At 71.1% G+C, this 18,203-nt stretch carries 15 protein-coding genes and 1 pseudogene; 9 read left to right on the top strand and 7 right to left on the bottom strand.

Going from position 1 to position 18,203, the window contains the following annotated elements:
• Positions 1–66: 66 nt before the first annotated feature.
• A complete protein-coding gene (locus VKA29_RS34545; RefSeq protein ID WP_324790000.1) occupies positions 67–1,365 on the bottom strand; it encodes a M18 family aminopeptidase in 1,299 nt (432 codons plus the stop codon).
• Between the two features lie 143 nt (positions 1,366–1,508).
• Positions 1,509–3,335: an acyl-CoA dehydrogenase gene (locus VKA29_RS34540; protein WP_324789999.1), complete on the bottom strand. Its 1,827-nt coding sequence runs from the start codon at positions 3,333–3,335 to the stop codon at positions 1,509–1,511.
• 142 nt (positions 3,336–3,477) lie between these two features.
• Between VKA29_RS34540 and VKA29_RS34535 the strand changes: the two genes are divergently transcribed.
• From VKA29_RS34535 to VKA29_RS34525, 3 genes are all read left to right on the top strand, one after another.
• Positions 3,478–3,945, top strand: coding sequence for an SseB family protein (locus tag VKA29_RS34535; RefSeq protein WP_324789998.1), 468 nt, complete (start codon positions 3,478–3,480; stop codon positions 3,943–3,945).
• A 188-nt stretch (positions 3,946–4,133) separates the two neighbouring features.
• Positions 4,134–5,105, top strand: a complete 972-nt coding sequence (locus VKA29_RS34530; protein ID WP_324789997.1) for a pirin family protein — start codon at positions 4,134–4,136, stop codon at positions 5,103–5,105.
• Between the two features lie 193 nt (positions 5,106–5,298).
• On the top strand, positions 5,299–6,354 hold the full coding sequence (locus VKA29_RS34525; protein WP_324789996.1) for an AI-2E family transporter: 1,056 nt from the start codon (positions 5,299–5,301) through the stop codon (positions 6,352–6,354).
• On the opposite strand, the gene VKA29_RS34520 is transcribed toward VKA29_RS34525, so the two are convergent.
• Positions 6,315–8,462, bottom strand: coding sequence for a SpoIIE family protein phosphatase (locus tag VKA29_RS34520; protein ID WP_324789994.1), 2,148 nt, complete (start codon positions 8,460–8,462; stop codon positions 6,315–6,317). The two genes, VKA29_RS34525 and VKA29_RS34520, sit on opposite strands and share 40 nt — an antisense overlap.
• Before the next feature lie 146 nt (positions 8,463–8,608).
• On the opposite strand from VKA29_RS34520, the gene aspS reads away from it, so the two are divergent.
• On the top strand, positions 8,609–10,372 hold the full coding sequence (aspS, locus tag VKA29_RS34515) for an aspartate--tRNA ligase (protein ID WP_324789993.1): 1,764 nt from the start codon (positions 8,609–8,611) through the stop codon (positions 10,370–10,372).
• 241 nt (positions 10,373–10,613) lie between these two features.
• On the opposite strand, the gene VKA29_RS34510 is transcribed toward aspS, so the two are convergent.
• Complete coding sequence (locus tag VKA29_RS34510) at positions 10,614–11,033, bottom strand: arsenate reductase ArsC (RefSeq protein WP_324789992.1); 420 nt, start codon at positions 11,031–11,033, stop codon at positions 10,614–10,616.
• Between the two features lie 143 nt (positions 11,034–11,176).
• On the opposite strand from VKA29_RS34510, the gene VKA29_RS34505 reads away from it, so the two are divergent.
• The gene (locus tag VKA29_RS34505; RefSeq protein ID WP_324789991.1) at positions 11,177–11,485 is read left to right on the top strand and encodes a metalloregulator ArsR/SmtB family transcription factor; all 309 of its coding nucleotides are present in this window, start codon (positions 11,177–11,179) and stop codon (positions 11,483–11,485) included.
• Entirely contained in the window at positions 11,482–12,636 is a 1,155-nt protein-coding gene (arsB, locus tag VKA29_RS34500; protein ID WP_324789990.1) for an ACR3 family arsenite efflux transporter, read from the top strand. The genes VKA29_RS34505 and arsB overlap by 4 nt, the downstream gene beginning before the upstream one ends.
• Here arsB and VKA29_RS34495 read toward each other — a convergent pair.
• The gene (locus tag VKA29_RS34495; protein WP_324789989.1) at positions 12,557–12,997 is read right to left on the bottom strand and encodes a metalloregulator ArsR/SmtB family transcription factor; all 441 of its coding nucleotides are present in this window, start codon (positions 12,995–12,997) and stop codon (positions 12,557–12,559) included. The two genes, arsB and VKA29_RS34495, sit on opposite strands and share 80 nt — an antisense overlap.
• 123 nt (positions 12,998–13,120) lie before the next feature.
• The gene (locus VKA29_RS34490) at positions 13,121–13,738 is read right to left on the bottom strand and encodes a dihydrofolate reductase family protein (protein WP_324789988.1); all 618 of its coding nucleotides are present in this window, start codon (positions 13,736–13,738) and stop codon (positions 13,121–13,123) included.
• Between the two features lie 283 nt (positions 13,739–14,021).
• Here VKA29_RS34490 and VKA29_RS34485 point away from each other — a divergent pair, with 283 nt between their 5' ends.
• On the top strand, positions 14,022–15,407 hold the full coding sequence (locus VKA29_RS34485) for an NAD(P)-binding domain-containing protein (protein WP_324789987.1): 1,386 nt from the start codon (positions 14,022–14,024) through the stop codon (positions 15,405–15,407).
• Positions 15,408–15,625: 218 nt separating this feature from the next.
• On the opposite strand, the gene VKA29_RS34480 is transcribed toward VKA29_RS34485, so the two are convergent.
• A complete protein-coding gene (locus tag VKA29_RS34480) occupies positions 15,626–16,369 on the bottom strand; it encodes a hypothetical protein (protein WP_420718631.1) in 744 nt (247 codons plus the stop codon).
• 570 nt (positions 16,370–16,939) lie between these two features.
• On the opposite strand from VKA29_RS34480, the pseudogene VKA29_RS34475 reads away from it, so the two are divergent.
• Positions 16,940–17,131, top strand: a pseudogene (locus tag VKA29_RS34475) (GNAT family N-acetyltransferase); the annotation flags it as partial.
• Positions 17,132–17,637: 506 nt separating this feature from the next.
• Entirely contained in the window at positions 17,638–18,195 is a 558-nt protein-coding gene (locus VKA29_RS34470) for a hypothetical protein (protein ID WP_324789986.1), read from the top strand.
• Positions 18,196–18,203: the final 8 nt, after the last annotated feature.

Genomic DNA, 18,203 nt, shown 5'->3' with positions numbered 1-18,203 from the left:
CCATGCGGAGCCGACGGCTCACGTCTCGTCAGGACGGCCGCCACCGGCCCGGGTTCGGGCCGGTGCTCACCCCTCCAGGAACGCCACCAGCGCGTTCGCCAGCAGGTGCGGGTCGTCGACGCCGCACAGTTCGCGCGCGCTGTGCATGGACAGGATCGCCACGCCGATGTCGACCGTCTTGATGCCGTGCCGGGCCGCGGTGATCGGGCCGATCGTGGTGCCGCACGGCATGGAGTTGTTGGAGACGAAGGACTGGAAGGGGACGCCGGCCTTCTCGCAGGCGGCGGCGAACACCGCGCGGCCCGAACCGTCGGTGGCGTAGCGGTTGTTGACGTTGACCTTGAGGATCGGCCCGCCGTTGACGCGCGGGTGGTGCGTGGGGTCGTGCCGCTCCGCGTAGTTGGGGTGGACGGCGTGACCGGTGTCGGAGGACAGGCAGACGCTGCCCGCGAAGGCCCTGGCCCGGTCCTCGTACGATCCTCCGCGCGCGAAGACCGAACGTTCCAGCACGCTGCCGAGCAGCGGCCCGTCCGCGCCGGTGTCCGACTGGGAGCCGTTCTCCTCGTGGTCGAAGGCCGCCAGGACGGGGATGTACGGCAGGTCCGAGCCGCCGGACGCGACGGCGGCCAGCGCTGCCGTGGCGGCGTGCACGGACAGCAGGTTGTCCATCCGGGGTCCGGCGACGAGCTCCTTGTCGCGGCCGAGGTGGGCCGGGGGTTCCACCGAGTGCACCATCAGGTCCCAGCCGGTGACCTCGCCCGCGCCGAGCCGGGCGGTCTCCTCCAGGAACGCGATCAGGTCACCGTCCCGCACGTCGTTGCCGAGGCCCCACACCGGCTGGAGGTGGCGCTGCTTGTCGAGCTTGAGCCCCTCCGCGGCCACCGAGCGGTCCAGGTGGATGGCGAGCTGGGGGACGCGCAGCAGCGGCCGGTCGACGTTCACCAGCCGGGTCGAGCCGTCCCGCAGGGTCAGCCGGCCCGCCAGGCCCAGGTCGCGGTCGAGCCAGGAGTTCAGCAGCGGCCCGCCGTAGATCTCGACGGCCACCTGCCGCCAGCCGTGCGCCCCGGTGTCGGGCAGCGGCTTGACCCGCAGGTTGGGGGAGTCGGTGTGGGCGCCGATGATCCGGAACGGGGCGTGCGCGGGGGCGGCCTCGGGGACGTACCAGGCCACGATCGCCCCGCCGCGCAGCACGTACCGGCCGCCGCTGGTCCCGTCCCAGGCGTCCGTCTCGACGACCTGGCGGAAACCGGCCTTCTCCAGCCGTTCGGCGGCAGCGGCCACCGCGTGGTAGGGCGACGGGCTGGCCGTCAGGAAGGACATCAGGTCGTCGGTGTGGCCGCGGTCGAAGCGGGAGGGTGCGCTCATGGGTTCACCTTAACGACGCCAAGGAGCCCGTTCCCGGGCTGGGAACGGGCCCCTTGTGAAGGAAATGGGGACGCGCGGGCCCCTCCCGGGGAAGGGAGGGGCAGGGGCGGGCAGGAGGCTCCCCTGGCGGGGAGCGGAGGCGGCTAGAACGCCGCCTCGTCCAGCTCCATCAGGTCCAGGTCCACGCCCTCGGCGAGCTTGCGCGCGCCGGTGACGCCGGGCAGGACGTTGGCCGCGAAGAACTTCGCCGCCGCGATCTTGCCCGTGTAGAACGCCTTGTCCTTGGCGGACGCCGTCTGCAGCTTCTCGGCGGCGATCGCGGCGCCCTTGAGCAGCAGGTAGCCGACGACGACGTCACCGGAGGCCAGCAGCAGGCGGGTGGTGTTCAGGCCCACCTTGTAGATGTTCTTGACGTCCTGCTCGGTGGCCGCGAGGTCGGTCAGCATCAGGCCGACGATGGCCTCCAGCTCGACGGCCGCCTTGGCCAGGTGCTCGCGGGCGCCCGCCAGCTCCTCGCCGCCGGTGCCGAGGGCGAGGAACTTCTTGATGTCCTCGGCGAGCGAGTTCAGCGCGGCGCCCTGGTTGCGGACGATCTTCCGGAAGAAGAAGTCCTGGCCCTGGATCGCGGTCGTGCCCTCGTACAGGGTGTCGATCTTGGCGTCGCGGATGTACTGCTCGATCGGGTACTCCTGCAGGAAGCCGGAGCCGCCGAAGGTCTGCAGCGACTGCGCGAGCTGCTCGTAGCCCTTCTCGGAGCCGTAGCCCTTGACGATCGGCAGGAGCAGGTCGTTGAGCGCGTGCTCGGCCTTGGCGTCCTCGCCGGCGGCCTCCTTGACGGCGATCGCGTCCTGGATCGAGGCCGTGTAGAGGACGAGGGCGCGCATGCCCTCGGCGTACGCCTTCTGCGTCATCAGCGAGCGGCGCACGTCGGGGTGGTGGGCGATGGTGACCTTCGGCGCGGCCTTGTCCATGAAGTTGGCCAGGTCCGGACCCTGGACGCGCTCCTTGGCGTACTCCAGCGCGTTGAGGTAGCCGGTCGACAGGGTGGAGATGGCCTTCGTGCCGACCATCATCCGGGCGAACTCGATGATGCGGAACATCTGGCGGATGCCGTCGTGCTTGTCGCCGATCAGCCAGCCCTTGGCGGGGTGCTGGTCGCCGAACGTCATCTCGCAGGTGTTGGACGCCTTCAGGCCCATCTTGTGCTCGACGTTCGTGGCGTAGACGCCGTTGCGCCCGCCCAGCTCGCCGGTCTCGAAGTCGAAGAGGTACTTCGGGACGAGGAAGAGGGACAGGCCCTTGGTGCCGGGGCCGGCGCCCTCGGGACGGGCGAGGACGTAGTGGAGGATGTTCTCCGCCATGTCGTGCTCGCCGGAGGTGATGAACCGCTTCACGCCCTCGATGTGCCAGGAGCCGTCCTCCTGCTCCACGGCCTTGGTGCGGCCGGCGCCGACGTCCGAGCCGGCGTCCGGCTCGGTGAGCACCATCGTCGAGCCCCACTGCTTCTCGACGGCGATCTTCGCGATGCCCTTCTGGACGTCGTTGCCCTCGTCGTAGAGGATCCCGGCGAAGGCCGGCCCGGAGGAGTACATCCACACGGCCGGGTTCGCGCCGAGGATGAGCTCGGCGTACGCCCAGATCAGGGACGGGGGAGCGGTGGTGCCGCCGATTCCCTCGGGCAGGCCCAGGCGCCAGTACTCGGAGTCCATGAAGGCCTTGAAGCTCTTCTTGAAGGACGCCGGGACCGGCGCGGTGTTGGTCTCCGGGTCGAAGACCGGCGGGTTGCGGTCGGCGTCCGCGAAGGACTCGGCGAGCTCGTTCTCCGCGAGGCGGGTCAGCTCCTCGAGGACGCTGCGGGCGGTCTCGGTGTCCATCTCCTCGAACGGGCCGGTGCCGTACAGCTTGTCGCGCCCGAGTACTTCGAAGAGGTTGAACTCGATGTCGCGGAGATTCGACTTGTAGTGCCCCATGGCGACGGCTCCGTAGAGAGATCGGCGAGGCACTGGATCCTCGCGCTAGTTCACGTACCAACAAGTAGCTCCGATGATGCTACCCGTCGGTAATAAGAAGCAACCCCGATTCGGTCATCTGTGACTCGTTACTCTTTGGGGCATGTACGGCTACGACCAGGGTGTGGGCGCTCAGCAGCAGCAGTACGCCCAAGCGCAGCAGCAGATGCCGGGCGGGTACGGCCAGCAGCCGCCGCTGTACCCCGAGCCGTCCCCGCCGTCCCTCGCGGACGCGGTGCGGGCCTTCACCACCGGCCAGATGTCGGCCGAGGACTTCCAGCAGGTCTTCGCCACGTCCAAGGTGTACTGCCCGCGCGGCGACAACCCGGGCTTCCTCGCGCTGCACAACACCCAGCAGCCGGTGATCCCGATGTTCACCTCGCTCAAGGAGCTGCGCCGGTACGCCGGCAAGGAGTCCAAGTACTTCGTGATCACCGGTGCGGAGGTGATCGACCTGCTGCCCACCGGCTACGGCTTCGTCCTGGACATGGAGGGCGAGCACCGGATGGTGTTCGACGCGAAGGCGGTCGAGCAGATGGTCGACTTCGCGATGCGGCGCATGTACGGCTGAGACGCCATTGCTTCGCGGACGCCTGGTGCGGCGCGTGCGCGGCTGAGCGGCCGCCGTCCCGCGAGGAACCCTGCGAGAGCCCGTGAGGGGCTGGGAGAGCCCGGAGGGAATGCCCTCCGGGCTCTCCGTGTTCTGGGTGGCAGAAAGTTCAACGCTCAACTAAAGTAGCCGCACAAGGAGGTACCGACATGCCTGCAGTGACCGTCGAGAACCCGCTGACGCTCCCGCGCGTGACCGCGCCGGCCGACGCCGTGGCACGCCCCGTACTCGCTGTGACCACCGCACCGAGCGGTTTCGAGGGCGAGGGTTTCCCGGTGCGCCGGGCGTTCGCCGGGATCAACTACCGCCACCTGGACCCGTTCATCATGATGGACCAGATGGGTGAGGTGGAGTACGCGCCGGGAGAGCCCAAGGGAACCCCCTGGCACCCGCACCGCGGCTTCGAGACCGTCACCTACATCGTCGACGGGATCTTCGACCACCAGGACTCCAACGGCGGTGGCGGCACCATCACCAACGGCGACACCCAGTGGATGACGGCGGGCGCGGGCCTGCTGCACATCGAGGCGCCGCCGGAGCACCTGGTCGTCTCGGGCGGCCTCTTCCACGGCCTGCAGCTGTGGGTGAACCTGCCGGCCAAGGACAAGATGATGGCGCCGCGCTACCAGGACATCCGCGCCGGCAACGTCCAGCTGCTCACCTCCCCCGACGGCGGCGCGCTGCTCCGCGTCATCGCCGGCGAGCTGGACGGCCACGCCGGTCCCGGCATCACGCACACGCCGATCACGATGATCCACGCGACGCTGGCGCCGGGCGCGGAGATCACGCTGCCGTGGCGTGAGGACTTCAACGGCCTCGCGTACGTGATGGCGGGCAAGGGCTCGGTCGGCGCCGAGCGCCGTCCGATCCACCTCGGCCAGACGGCGGTCTTCGGCTCCGGCGGCTCGCTGACCGTCCGCGCGGACGAGAAGCAGGACTCCCACACCCCGGACCTGGAGGTCGTCCTCCTCGGCGGACAGCCCATCCGTGAGCCCATGGCCCACTACGGCCCGTTCGTCATGAACACCCGCGAGGAGCTCCAGCAGGCCTTCGAGGACTTCCAGAAGGGCCGCCTGGGCACGATCCCGGCCGTGCACGGAATGACCGAGGGCGGCCTGTAGGACGCACCCGGCCGACCCCTGCGGGAGGGCTCCGTCCCCGATGGGACGGGGCCCTCCCGCAGGTCCGGGCCCGTCGCTCCGGACGCCACCGGCCCGGGGCGTCCTCCGGGGCCGTTCCCCCGTTGGTGGGCACAAGCGGCGGTTCGCCCGATGTCGGGCGGGTGGTGGGCGCGGCCTGTGGTGGCCTGGGAGCGTGTCGTTGCTTCCCGAACCCGTGCGCCGGCTCGCCGCCTGGTGCGTCGTCGCGCTGCTCGTGTCCGGGGTCGTGTTCGTCGGGATCCGGCTGTGCGTGGAACTGCGGACCGCCGTCGTGCCCGTGCTGCTGGCGCTGCTGGGGACCGCGCTGCTCGGGCCCCTGCACCGGCGGCTCGTCAGCGTCGGGGTCCCCCGGTCCGCCGCCGCCGGGCTCACCTGCGTCGCCGTCGTCGCCGTGGTCGGCGGGGCCGTGTACATCGTCGTCGCCGCGCTCCTGGGCACCGGGGACCAGATCGTCGCCTCGCTGAAGGAGGCGGCCCGGGGGGTCGCCGAGCACTTCGGCGCCGCCGGCACGTCGCTGGACGACCTCGCCTCCAACTCGCGGCAACTGCTGGCGAAGTTCGGGGGGACGGCGGCCTCGGGCGTGATCAGCGGGGTGAGCGTCGTGGGGGAGAGCCTCGCCATGGCCGTGCTCGCCCTGCTGCTCGTCTTCTTCTTCCTGCGCGACGCGCACCGGGCCGCCGACACCCTGCGGGCGCTCGTCCCCCGCGATTCCGGCGACACCGTCGAGGCCATGGCACGGCGGGCCTACGGCGCCGTCGAGGGGTTCATGCGCGGGACCACGTTCATCGCGCTCATCGACGCCCTGTGCATCACCGTCGGCCTGCTCATCCTCCGCGTGCCGGGCGCCGTCGGCCTCGGCGCGCTGGTCTTCGTCGGGGCGTACATCCCCTACCTCGGCGCGTTCATCTCGGGGGCCGTGGCCGTGCTGGTCGCGCTCGCCGACCGCGGGTTCGTCATCGCGCTGTGGGCGCTCGGCGTCGTGCTCGCCGTGCAGGTGCTGGAGGGACACGTGCTGCAGCCGATGATCCAGAGCAGGACCGTGCAGATGCATCCGGCGGCGGTGCTGCTCGCGATCACGGCGGGCGCGTCGGTGGCCGGGATCCTCGGCATGCTGCTCGCCGTGCCGCTGACGGCGGCCGCCTTCGGGGTCCTGCACGAGATGCGGGAGATCTACGGGGCCACGGGGATGTCGGAGTCGTCGGACTCGTAGAGCTCGAACCAGATGGTCTTGCCCTCGCCCTGCGGATCGACGCCCCAGGCGTGCGCCAGCAGTTCGATCAGGAGCAGCCCGCGGCCGGAGGAGGCCAGTTCGCCCGGGCGGCGCCGGTGCGGCAGGTCGTCGCTGGGGTCGGTGACTTCCACCCGCATCCGCCGGTCGCCCTTCTCGCCCCGCACCTCGGCGCGCAGCAGCGCGTCGGAGTCGGTGTGCAGGAGCACGTTGGTGAGCATCTCCGACAGCAGCAGGACCGCCGAGTCGACCTGGTCCGGGTAGGCCCAGTCGTGCAGCAGTTCGCGCAGTTGCTGGCGGGCCGCGGCCACCCGCTCCGGCTCGGTCTGCGCCACCGCCAGCGCCGTGCGGCGGACGGGGGGCTGGACGGTGACCGCGTCGGGGCTGCCCTCCGACGGCCGGCACAGCAGCAGGACCGCTATGTCGTCCTCGCGCCGGTCGGCGAGCGGGCCGGTGGTGTGGTGGGAGGAGGGCCCGTGCACCCCCTGCACCAGCCCGTCGGCGAGTTCCTCGAGGTCGCCCTTGTGCTGCTCGAGGATCGTGCGGATGCGCCGCCAGCCGGTCTCAAGGTCGTGGCCGCCGGTCTCGATCAGGCCGTCGGTGCAGAGCAACATGATCTCGTCGGGTTCGAGGAGGATGCGGCTGGTGGGGTAGTCGGCGTCCGGGTCGATGCCCAGCGGCAGGCCGCCCTCCGTCGGCCGGGTCAGCACCGTGCCGTCCGCCATCCGGATCGCCGGATCGGGGTGGCCGGCGCGGGCGATCTCCAGGACTCCGGTGGCGGGGTCCACCTCGACGTACAGGCAGGTCGCGAAGCGCAGGTCGGCGGCCTCACCGCCCATGCCGTGCAGGAAACGCGACGCGCGGGAGAGCACCGCGTCGGGGCGGTGGCCCTCGCTGGCGTAGGCGCGCAGCGCTATGCGCAGCTGCGCCATCAGCCCGGCCGCCCGTACGTCGTGGCCCTGGACGTCGCCGATGACGAGGGCGAAGCGGCGGTTGCCGTCCCTGGTCCGGGAGGTCCCGCCGGGCAGCGGGATCATGTCGTACCAGTCACCGCCGACCTGGAGGCCGCCGCCGGTGGGGACGTAGCGGGCGGCGACGCGCATGCCGGGTATCTGCGGGCCGAGGGTCGGCAGCATGGAGCGCTGCAGGTCGTCGGTCAGGGCCCGCTCGGTCTCGGCGGCCCCGGCGCGGCTGAGTGCCTGGGCGAGCATGCGGGCCACCGTCGCCAGCACGGCCCGTTCGTCGGGGGTGAAGGCGACCGGGTAGGAGAAGACCGCCAGCCAGGTGCCCATGGTGCGGCCCCCCGCGGTCAGCGGCAGGTAGGCCCAGGAGCGGCGGCCGTAGTGCGCGGCCAGCGGCCAGGTGACCCGGTAGCGGGACCTGTACTGCTCGGGCGTGGAGAGGTAGATGGCACGGCCGGTGCGGACCACCTCGGCAGCCGGGTAGTCGGTCTCCAGCGGCATCTGTGTGAAGGGGGGTTCCGCGCTGAGTTCCGGCCCGTGGTGGCCGATGACCTTGAGCTGGTCGCCCTGCACGCCGAACACCGCGAGTTCGGCCGGCGAGAAGCCCGGCATCGACAGGCCCGCCGCGACCCGCAGCACCTCCTCCGTGGACCGTGCCTCGGCCAGCGCCCGGCCCGCGTCCAGCAGGAAGGCCTCACGGGAGCGCCGCCAGTCGCCGGTGACCGCGCTGCGCCCGGCGGGCGTGCCCGGGGTGGGCTCGGTGACCTCCTGAAGGGTGCCGATCAGCCGGAAGGAGCGCGTCCGCCGGTCGTAGGTCGGCTTGGAGCGGGAGCGGACCACGCGGATGATCCGGCCGTGCTCGTCCATGATCCGGATACGCACCTCGGCGAGGGTCTGCTCGGAGACGGCGAGGGCGACCACGCCGGTGATCTCGTTCCAGTCGACGGGGTGCAGACGGGCCCGGGCCTGGGCCTGCGTGAGCGTGGTCGTCTCGGCGGGCAGCCCGAGCAGCCGAGCGGCCTCGGCGTCGACGGTGACCAACTCGGTGGCGGTGTCCCAGTGCCACAGGCCGGTCGCGAGGGCGGTGAGGACGTCCCCCACGGCGGGCAGGGGCTCGCCAGTGCGCATTGACCCACTTTATGGAGAAGCGATCGGAAAGTGCCACTGATCGTCTCGTTTCCGGTCGTGGGAAGGCGATCTCGGTGTCCCCGGTAGGCTTGGCAGGAGTTTCACGTGAAACATGCCCCCGATCCGCGAAGGCTGGATGAACGACGATGCATCGGTACAGGTCCCACACCTGCGGCGAGCTCCGCGCCTCTGACGTCGGCACCGACGTCCGGCTGAGTGGCTGGCTGCACAATCGGCGCGACCTGGGCGGCATCCTCTTCATCGATCTGCGGGACCACTACGGCATCACGCAGCTCGTGGCGCGCCCCGGGACGCCCGCGTACGAGGCACTCGACAAGCTCTCCAAGGAGACCGTCGTCCGCGTCGACGGCAAGGTCGTCTCCCGCGGCACCGAGAACGTCAACGCCGACCTGCCGACCGGTGAGGTCGAGGTCGAGGTCGGCGAGGTGGAGGTGCTGGGCGCGGCCGCCCCGCTCCCCTTCACGATCAACACCGAGGACGGCGTCAACGAGGAGCGGCGCCTGGAGTACCGCTTCCTGGACCTGCGCCGCGAGCGCATGCACCGCAACATCATGCTGCGCACGGCGGTCATCTCGGCCATGCGGCACAAGATGACGGCGATGGGCTTCAACGAGATGGCGACGCCCATCCTGTCCGCCACCTCGCCCGAGGGCGCCCGCGACTTCGTCGTTCCCTCCCGCCTCAACCCGGGCAAGTTCTACGCCCTCCCGCAGGCCCCGCAGCAGTTCAAGCAGCTGCTGATGATCTCCGGCTTCGACCGCTACTTCCAGATCGCGCCCTGCTTCCGCGACGAGGACGCCCGCGCCGACCGCTCGCCGGGCGAGTTCTACCAGCTCGACATCGAGATGTCCTTCGTCGAGCAGGAAGACATCTTCCAGCCGGTCGAGAAGCTGATGACCGAGCTGTTCGAGGAGTTCGGCGACGGCCGGCACGTGACGTCCCCGTTCCCGCGGATCCCGTTCCGCGAGGCGATGCTGAAGTACGGCTCCGACAAGCCGGACCTGCGCGCCAAGCTGGAGCTCGTCGACATCACCGACGTCTTCGAGGGCTCGGAGTTCAAGGCGTTCGCGGGCAAGCACGTGCGCGCGCTGCCGGTGCCGGACGTGTCGTCGCAGCCCCGCAAGTTCTTCGACCAGCTCGGCGAGTTCGCCGTCTCGCTGGGCGCCAAGGGCCTGGCCTGGGTGCGCGTGGCCGAGGACGGCTCGCTGACCGGCCCGATCGCGAAGTTCCTCACCGAGGAGAACGTCGCCGAGCTGACCAAGCGCCTGTCGCTGGTGGCCGGGCACGCGGTGTTCTTCGGCGCGGGCGAGTTCGACGAGGTCTCCAAGGTCATGGGCGCGGTGCGGGTCGAGGCCGCCCGGCGCGCCGGCCACTTCGAGGAGGGCGTCTTCCGGTTCTGCTGGATCGTCGACTTCCCGATGTACGAGAAGGACGAGGAAACCGGGAAGATCGACTTCTCGCACAACCCCTTCTCGATGCCGCAGGGCGGCCTGGAGGCGCTGGAGACCCAGGACCCGCTGGACATCCTCGGCTGGCAGTACGACATCGTCTGCAACGGCGTCGAGCTGTCCTCCGGCGCGATCCGGAACCACGAGCCGGAGATCATGCTGAAGGCGTTCGAGATCGCCGGCTACGACCGGGAGACCGTCGAGGAGAAGTTCGCCGGCATGCTGCGCGCCTTCCGCTTCGGCGCCCCGCCGCACGGTGGCATCGCGCCCGGCGTCGACCGCATCGTCATGCTGCTGGCCGACGAGCCGAACATCCGCGAGACCATCGCCTTCCCGCTCAACGGCAACGCCCAGGACCTGATGATGGGCGCGCCGACGGAGCTGGAGGAGGCGCGGCTGAGGGAGCTGCACCTCCAGGTGCGCAAGCCGCAGCCGAAGTAGGCGGAGCGGGCCGCAGCAGCCGATGCGGGCGAAGTAGCCGCAGCGGGCACAGGCGGGCAGGAAGGGCTCGGAACCGGCGTCGGTTCCGAGCCCTTCCGCGTGCGGGACGGCCGGGGGCGGGGAGGATCTCGCCCGGTCGCGGTTCAGGCGCGTCGGTTCGGGCATGCCGGTCGAGGCCCGCCGGTTGAGGCCCGCCGGTTCAGGCGCGCCGGTCAAGGCCCGCCGGTCGAGGCGTGCCGGTTCAGGCGTTCTGCTTCGCGTCGATCTCGGCGATGAGGGCCTCGACGCGGGTCCTGATCTCGTCGCGGATGGGGCGGACGGCCTCGACGCCCTTGCCCGCCGGGTCCTCCAGCGGCCAGTCGAGGTACTTCTTGCCGGGGAAGACGGGGCAGGCGTCGCCGCAGCCCATGGTGATGACGTAGTCGGACGCCTGGACGGCCTCGGTGGTCAGGACCTTCGGCCTGGCCGCGGAGATGTCGACGCCGGCCTCCAGCATGGCCGCCACCGCGGCCGGGTTGACCTGGTCGCCGGGGACGGAACCGGCGGACCGCACCTCGATGCGGTCGCCCGCGAGGTGGTGGAGAAATCCGGCGGCCATCTGGGAGCGCCCGGCGTTGTGGACGCAGACGAACAGCACGGAGGCGAGCGGGCTGGAGGACATCGGCTCTTTCCTTCGTCGGTGGGGCGGGCGGTCGTGGATCCTCACGGATGCAGACGGGTTCAGACGGATACGGATGGGCTCCGACGGGCTGACGGATCAGTCCTGGCTGGCATCAGTCTGAAGTGATGTGACAGTATCAGTGCATGATGTCGTCAGCCGACGCTGATCTGATCCGGGTGCTGGCCGACCCGCTCAGGCTGCGGATCGTGACCCTGCTGGCCCGCGAGACGCTGTGCACCACCCACCTGGTGGAGGAGACCGGCGCACGGCAGACCAACCTCTCCAACCATCTGAGGGTGCTGCGCGAGGCGGGCGTCGTGGATACCGAACCGTGCGGCCGGTACACCTACTACCAGCTGCGTCCGGACGTCATCGACCGGCTGGCCGGGCAGTTCGCCGGCCTGGCCGCGTCCGCCCGCAAAGCCGCCGGGATCAAGAGGGCCTGCCCGTGACCAGCCCCGGAACCAGCCCCGGAACCACGCCACCCGGGGATTCCTCGGTCGTCGCGAAGCTGTCGACGCTCGACCGCTTCCTCGCCGTGTGGATCCTGGCCGCCATGGCCGCCGGCCTGGGCCTGGGCCGGGCGATCCCCGGCCTGAACGACGCCCTCGCCAGGGTGGAGATCGGCGGGGTCTCGCTGCCGATCGCCCTCGGCCTGCTGGTCATGATGTACCCGGTCCTGGCCAAGGTCCGCTACGACAGGCTCGACGCGGTCACCGGCGACCGCCGGCTCATGGTGCCGTCGCTGGTCGTCAACTGGATCGTCGGCCCGGCGGTCATGTTCGCGCTGGCGTGGATCTTCCTGCCGGACCTGCCCGAGTACCGCACCGGCCTGATCATCGTCGGGCTCGCCCGCTGCATCGCCATGGTCATCATCTGGAACGACCTCGCGTGCGGGGACCGCGAGGCCGCCGCCGTCCTCGTCGCCCTCAACTCCGTCTTCCAGGTCCTCGCGTTCGGGCTGCTCGGCTGGTTCTACCTCGACCTGCTGCCCGGGTGGCTGGGCCTGGGCGACGGCGAGCGCCTGGACATCTCCATGGGGAAGATCGCGCTGAACGTCGTCATCTTCCTCGGCATCCCGCTGGTGGCCGGCTTCCTCACCCGCCGCCTCGGCGAGCGCAGGCTGGGCCGGGAGGCGTACGAGAGCGGGTTCCTGCCGAAGATCGGCCCGTGGGCGCTGTACGGCCTGCTGTTCACGATCGTGATCCTGTTCGCCCTCCAGGGGAAGACGATCACCTCCCAGCCCCTGGACGTGGCCCGCATCGCGCTGCCGCTGCTGGCCTACTTCGCCATCATGTGGTTCGGCACCTTCGCCCTGGGCAAGGCGCTCGGCCTCCCCTACGACCGCACCGCCACCCTCGCCTTCACCGCCGCCGGCAACAACTTCGAGCTGGCCATCGCGGTCGCGATCGCCACCTTCGGCGTCACCTCGGGACAGGCCCTCTCCGGTGTGGTCGGGCCGCTGATCGAGGTCCCGGTGCTGGTGGCGCTGGTGTACGTCTCCCTGGCCTGGCGGCGGAGGTTCAGCGCGGACCGGCGGACCGGGCCGGGGCCGGAGCAGGGGCCGACATCGGCGTCCGCGTCCGCGTCGCGGGAGAGCTGACACCGGTCAGCAGCCTGCCCATGGCGGCCAGCACGGACGGCTCGACGCGGTAGTACACCCAGGTGCCGCGCCGCTGCGAGCTGAGCAGCCCGGCCTCCTTCAGCTTCTTCAGGTGGTGCGACACCGTCGGCTGGGACACGCCGACGTCGGAGATGTCGCACACGCACGCCTCGCCGCCGTCGTGCGAGGCCACCGCGGAGAACAGCCGCAGCCGCACCGGGTCGCCGAGCGCCTTGAACATCCGCGCGGCCGTCTCCGCCTCCTCCGCGGTGAACGGGCGCTCGGTGAGCGGCGGGCAGCAGGGTTCCACGGCCTCGCCGGGGCCGGGTCCCGGCAGCGGCAGCACCTCAGCGTTCGACATGCGTCTATGTTGACATACGTCGAACCAGCGGGCTCCTCCTGCGGGACAGGCTGCCGCGGGCCTGCTTCTTGCTCCGCTGCCGGCTCCGGTCCGGCCGGGGGCCGCCGCGTCACGCGTCCGGCATCACAGGGATTCGTCGCCGACCTTCCCCTTGGCCTCGTCGTAACCGGCCTTGGCGGGCGCCTCGGCCGGTGCGTAGATCACGCGGATCACACCGGTCGGGAACGTCTCGGTCGCCGTCACGCGCAGGTGGTACGGCGCGTCGCCCTCATCGAACAGCTTGCGGCCCTTGCGCGCCGCCACCGGGTGCACCAGCAGGCGCAGTTCGTCGATCAGCCCTGCGGCCAGGAGTTGCTGCACGACCGAGAGCGACCCGGGGACGAGGATGCCCCGGACGCCGGTGTCGTCCTTCAGTGCGGCGACGGCGTCGACGAGGTCGCCCTTGATCAGCTCGGAGTTGCGCCAGGTGAACTCCTGCGGCCGGCGCGAGACGACCACCTTGCGCGTGTCCCCGAGCTGCTTCGCGAACGGTGCGTCCTCCCCGCCCGCGGCCTCGCGGCCGGGCCAGGCGCCGGCGAAGCTGTCGTAGGTCTCGCGGCCGATGAGCAGCACGTCAGAGGTTTCGTAGTCCTCGGTGACGGCGCGGCCCATGTCCTCGTCGAAGTAGGGGAAGTGCCAGTCCGGGTCGATCTCGGCCACGCCGTCGGCCGAGATGAACAGGGTGGAGATGACCTTCGCCATGTGATGACTCCTTCGCTTCGAGTGGTGTCAGCAGGTAGACCGGTGCACCGCGCCGAACTCATCGGGCCGGCGGGGCGAGATGCTCCGGGGAGAGGGGCGGGATTCGTCCCGCTGCCCACGATCTACTGGCGGCTGGTGCCTGAGCCAGGACATCGGGGCCGGAAAACGGCGTGTCGGGGCCCTGGATTCGATGAATGTCTATGTTGACGCTTGTCGAATCAGGTGCCATGCTGGCCGCTCAAGCCATCGACGCATGTCGAAGCAAAGGGGAATTCTCGTGGCCGTGTCCATCAGCAACGTCTCCGGCACCGACCGGCTGCCCGTCGTGGTCGTCGGAGCCGGCCCGGTCGGACTGGCCGCCGCCGCCCGTCTCCTCGAGCGTGGCATCGAGCCGCTGGTCCTGGAGGCCGGACCGTCCGCCGGCACCGCCGTACGCGACTGGGCACACGTACGGCTGTTCTCCCCCTGGGCCGAGGTGACCGACCCCGCCGCCGAGAAGCTCCTCGCCCCCACCGGCTGGGTCCGCCCCGACTCCACCGCGTACCCGACCGGCGGCGACTGGGCGCGGCAGTACCTGCAGCCGCTCGCCGACGCCCTGGGCGACCGGGTCCGCTACGGCGCCACGGTCACCGGCGTCGCCCGCGCCGGCCGGGACCGCGTCGTCGACTCCGGCCGCGACGAGCAGCCGTTCACCGTGCACCTCCGCACCGCGGACGGCGGCGAGGAGCGGATCGCCGCGCGCGCCGTCGTCGACGCCTCCGGCACCTGGTCCACGCCCGGCCCGATGGGCGGCGACGGCCTGCCCGCGCTCGGTGAGGCGGCGGCCGCCGACCGGATCTCCCACCGCATCCCCGACCTCGCCGACCCGGCCGTCCGCGCCCGGTACGCGGGCCGCCGCACCGCCGTCGTCGGCTCTGGCGCCTCCGCCTTCACCGCGCTGGCCCAGCTCGCCGACCTGGCCGAGCGGACGGAGGGCACGCACGCGGTGTGGATCCTGCGCCGGGGCATCGGCACGGACACCTACGGCGGCGGCGAGGCCGACCAGCTCCCCGCGCGCGGCGCGCTGGGCCTGCGGGCCAAGGCCGCCGTGGAGAACGGGCACGCGAGCGCGGTCACCGGCTTCCGCACCGCGGCCGTGGAGCGCGCCGACGCCGGCGGCCTGGTCCTGGTGTCCGAGGACGGCCGCCGCCTCGACCCCGTCGACGAGGTGATCGTCCTGACCGGCTTCCGCCCGGACCTGTCCTTCCTGACCGAGATCCGCCTGCGCCTCGACGAGCGGCTCCAGGCCCCGGCCGCGCTGGCCCCGCTCATCGACCCGAACGTGCACTCCTGCGGCACGGTCTACCCGCACGGCGTGAACGAGCTCTCCCACCCCGAACACGGCGTCTACCTGGTCGGCATGAAGTCCTACGGCCGTGCCCCGACGTTCCTCGCCCTCACCGGCTACGAGCAGGTCCGCTCCGTCGCCGCCGCGATCGCCGGGGACCGGGAGGCCGCCGAGCGCGTCGAACTGGTCCTCCCGGAGACGGGGGTGTGCGGCGGCGCCGGCCTGTTCGACGAGCCGGACAGCGCCGAGGGGTCCGGCGGCTGCTGCGCCGCCCCCGCCACCCTCCAGATCGGCACCGGCATCCCGGCCGACCCCTCCGGCGCCGCCTCCGGCGGCTGCTGAAACCACCTGCCTGCCCGCCCGCCCGGCCGTTGCCTGCCCGCCTCACCGCGTTCGCACAGCGAGCGCGAGGCCGCCGCGCAGCGGCCCGGCGTGTCATGGGGGAGTGACATCGTTCGGTCCCCCGGCGTTCGGTCTCCCGGCGTTCGGTCTCCCGGCGTTCGGTCCCCCGGCGTTCGGTCTCCCGGCGTTCGGTCCCCCGGGGTTCAGTCCCCCGGCGTTCAGTCGTCCGGCTCGTCCGGGGACGCGCCCTCCTCCAGCAGCCGCTCGGCGATGTCCGTGGACCAGGCCAGTGCCCAGCCGCGCAGCTCCGTGATCTCCTCCTCGGCCAGGCCGTACGCCGTGAACGCCGAGTCCGGGTAGTAGTCCCCGCCCTCCAGCCGGGCCCGCAGGGTGGGCAGGTCGAAGTCGTCCCGGGCGTGGCGGCGGCCCAGTTCCTCCAGGCCGGGGTGGGTGAAGCGGGCGGCGGCCGCCCTCGCGTCGATCAGGTCGACGGCCAGCCCCCGGTCGTACAGGGCCCGGATCTTGGTGCCGACCGCGTCCTCCAGGCAGAGCGCCGGGCCGTACGCCGTCAGGACGGGCGGGCCCCAGAAGGTCTCCTTGTGCAGGGCGAGCGCCAGCGGGGAGGCGGGACCGCCGGCCCGCGGTCCCGTCACCGACAGGCGGGCGGAGAGGGGGTCGGTGTCCTGGACGGTGACCTCGCGGCCCCGGGCGGACAGCGCCTCGGCGAGCGCGCCCGCGATGCGGTCCATCGGCTCGGTGCTCTCCGTCGCCAGGTCGACGTTCGCGTGCGGGCGCTGGAGCAGTCCGTGCGCCTGGAGGCAGTAGCCGCCGGCCAGGGCGAGCGGGGCGGGCACGTGCGGGGCGTGCGGCATGTCCCTTACATGCGCCGCATCCGGCACGTTCACGGCGAAGACGTCGGCGAGGAGACGCAGGTGCGGTTCGGTGAGGTTCGGCAGGTTCACTCGGCGGCCTGAGGGCGGGGGCTGGGGCTGGGCTGGGGCTGGTGCGGGGCGGACACGGAAGGTGGAGCCTAGCGGGCGATGCGGGGCGGCCGGGGACGACATTCCCGAACGGCCGGCGGGGACGTCACCCGAACCCCCTCGGCGAGCGTCCGGAAAGACTTCCCGGGGCACGACAACCTTCCTCCCCCCGGCGACCACTGACGGGTCGTAAGCCCCCTCACCGGAGCACGCCCGCGGAGCCGGGGACGGACGGAACACGACCGTCCCCGGCTCCGCCGCCCCGGACGCCACCACCCCAGCACGTGAAGTACCAGCACGTAAGGAATCCCCCCGTGGCAAAGCCCCCGCAGCGTCCCTCGCACCGCCGCTCCCTCCGCAGGCGGCGCCTGGCCACCCTCCGCGCCACCCTCGAAGCCGGCTCCCACGGCCGAGCAGGCTGAGGGGGCATGACGGTGAGGTCGGTCACGGAGAGCAATCCATGCGGGCTGACTTGGGCCATCCCGTGACGGCGGCACCAAGTGCAGGTTCTCCAGTCCCGGACGGAAGCCGGCCCACCCCGGGTCACGCTAGTACTTCGCCGTCCTGCCCGAGGTACGAGGGCAGGGCCTGGGCCGCGTCCTGTGGCGGGCCGCGATGCACTGGGGCCAGTCCCAAGGCGCCGTCCACCAACTTCTCCAGACCGAGGTCGGCGGCCCGTCCGACAGGCTGTGCCAAGCCGAAGGGCTGACTTCCCTCGGCTTCATCCACACCACACCGGCGTAGCCGCTTCAGCACCTCTGTTGGCCATGCGTCCCGAATGCTGAGTGAGCCTGCGCCTGGCAGACTCTGCCAGGCGCAGGCGAGAGTGAGGCACTCATCGCCAACATGATCAAGGTAGAGCCATTGGTGGGTTGATCGTCACTTTCCGTAAGGAAGAAGCGGCTGTGGTCGGTGCGGTATCCGTACTCGGCCCATTCGGCCACGTCGGAGGAGAGCGATGATTCGGAACCTGCGGATCCATGGATTGACTGATCTCGATCGGCGGGCAGTGGAATGGGGGGTTCCCCCGGTGGGTGAGAAATCGGGAAGCGCAGATCTACCTCAAATGGGAAACCCCAAGCGGTAGTTCGCTCTAGTCTGATCCATCCGCCAACCAGCAGAATCGAGGTTGCCGCATGCCTGTCGGCCCCGAAGTCACGGCCCTGACGCGGTCGGTCGGGGGCGTTCTCCGGGCGGTCTCGGAGCGCGCCACACGCTCGCCGGAGTGGCCGAACCTGCACGAGTCGTTGATGGAACTGCACGAGATCCTCAATGACTGGTGCGACGCGGCCACTCGAACCAATCGGGCTCTTCGGGAGATCGGAACGGGTGCGCAGTCCAGACGGGAGTTGAGGCAGCGCGCCAGTGTCGGCAATGGAGGGGGCGGCACCTACACCGTTTTCACGCTCAAGCTCGGACGCGGTTACGTGCAGAAGGCTCATCGGGAGATCGAGTCGATCATGCGGCCCGCGGCGCCCTTGATGCAGCGTTGGAGTGCCGACAAGCGACGACGGGCGGCCAGGCGCTCACTCCGCGGCATGATGACCATCTACTGTGCCGAACTGCTGCTGGAGTTCGAGCTGGCGGTCGAAGCGCGAACGGAATGGATCGGCAGGTATCGCGAGTTCGTCGACCATGCCCTCACGTGCACAGAGGTGAATCCGGAACGCCTTCGTGTCCTGCGACAAGAGACTGAGGACACCACTGCCGCGCTGGTCACCATCCGGGATCAATTGAGAGAATTGATCAAGGAGCGATACCCGATGGGTGACGTGCACGGGGGGAACATTCTTCGAAGCCAGCCCTAGCGGTCGTT

Origin of the sequence: Streptomyces sp. H51, assembly GCF_035656535.1 — a bacterium.
In the GTDB taxonomy this organism is placed as follows: domain Bacteria; phylum Actinomycetota; class Actinomycetes; order Streptomycetales; family Streptomycetaceae; genus Streptomyces.
This window is presented reverse-complemented; position numbering and strand designations above follow the sequence as displayed.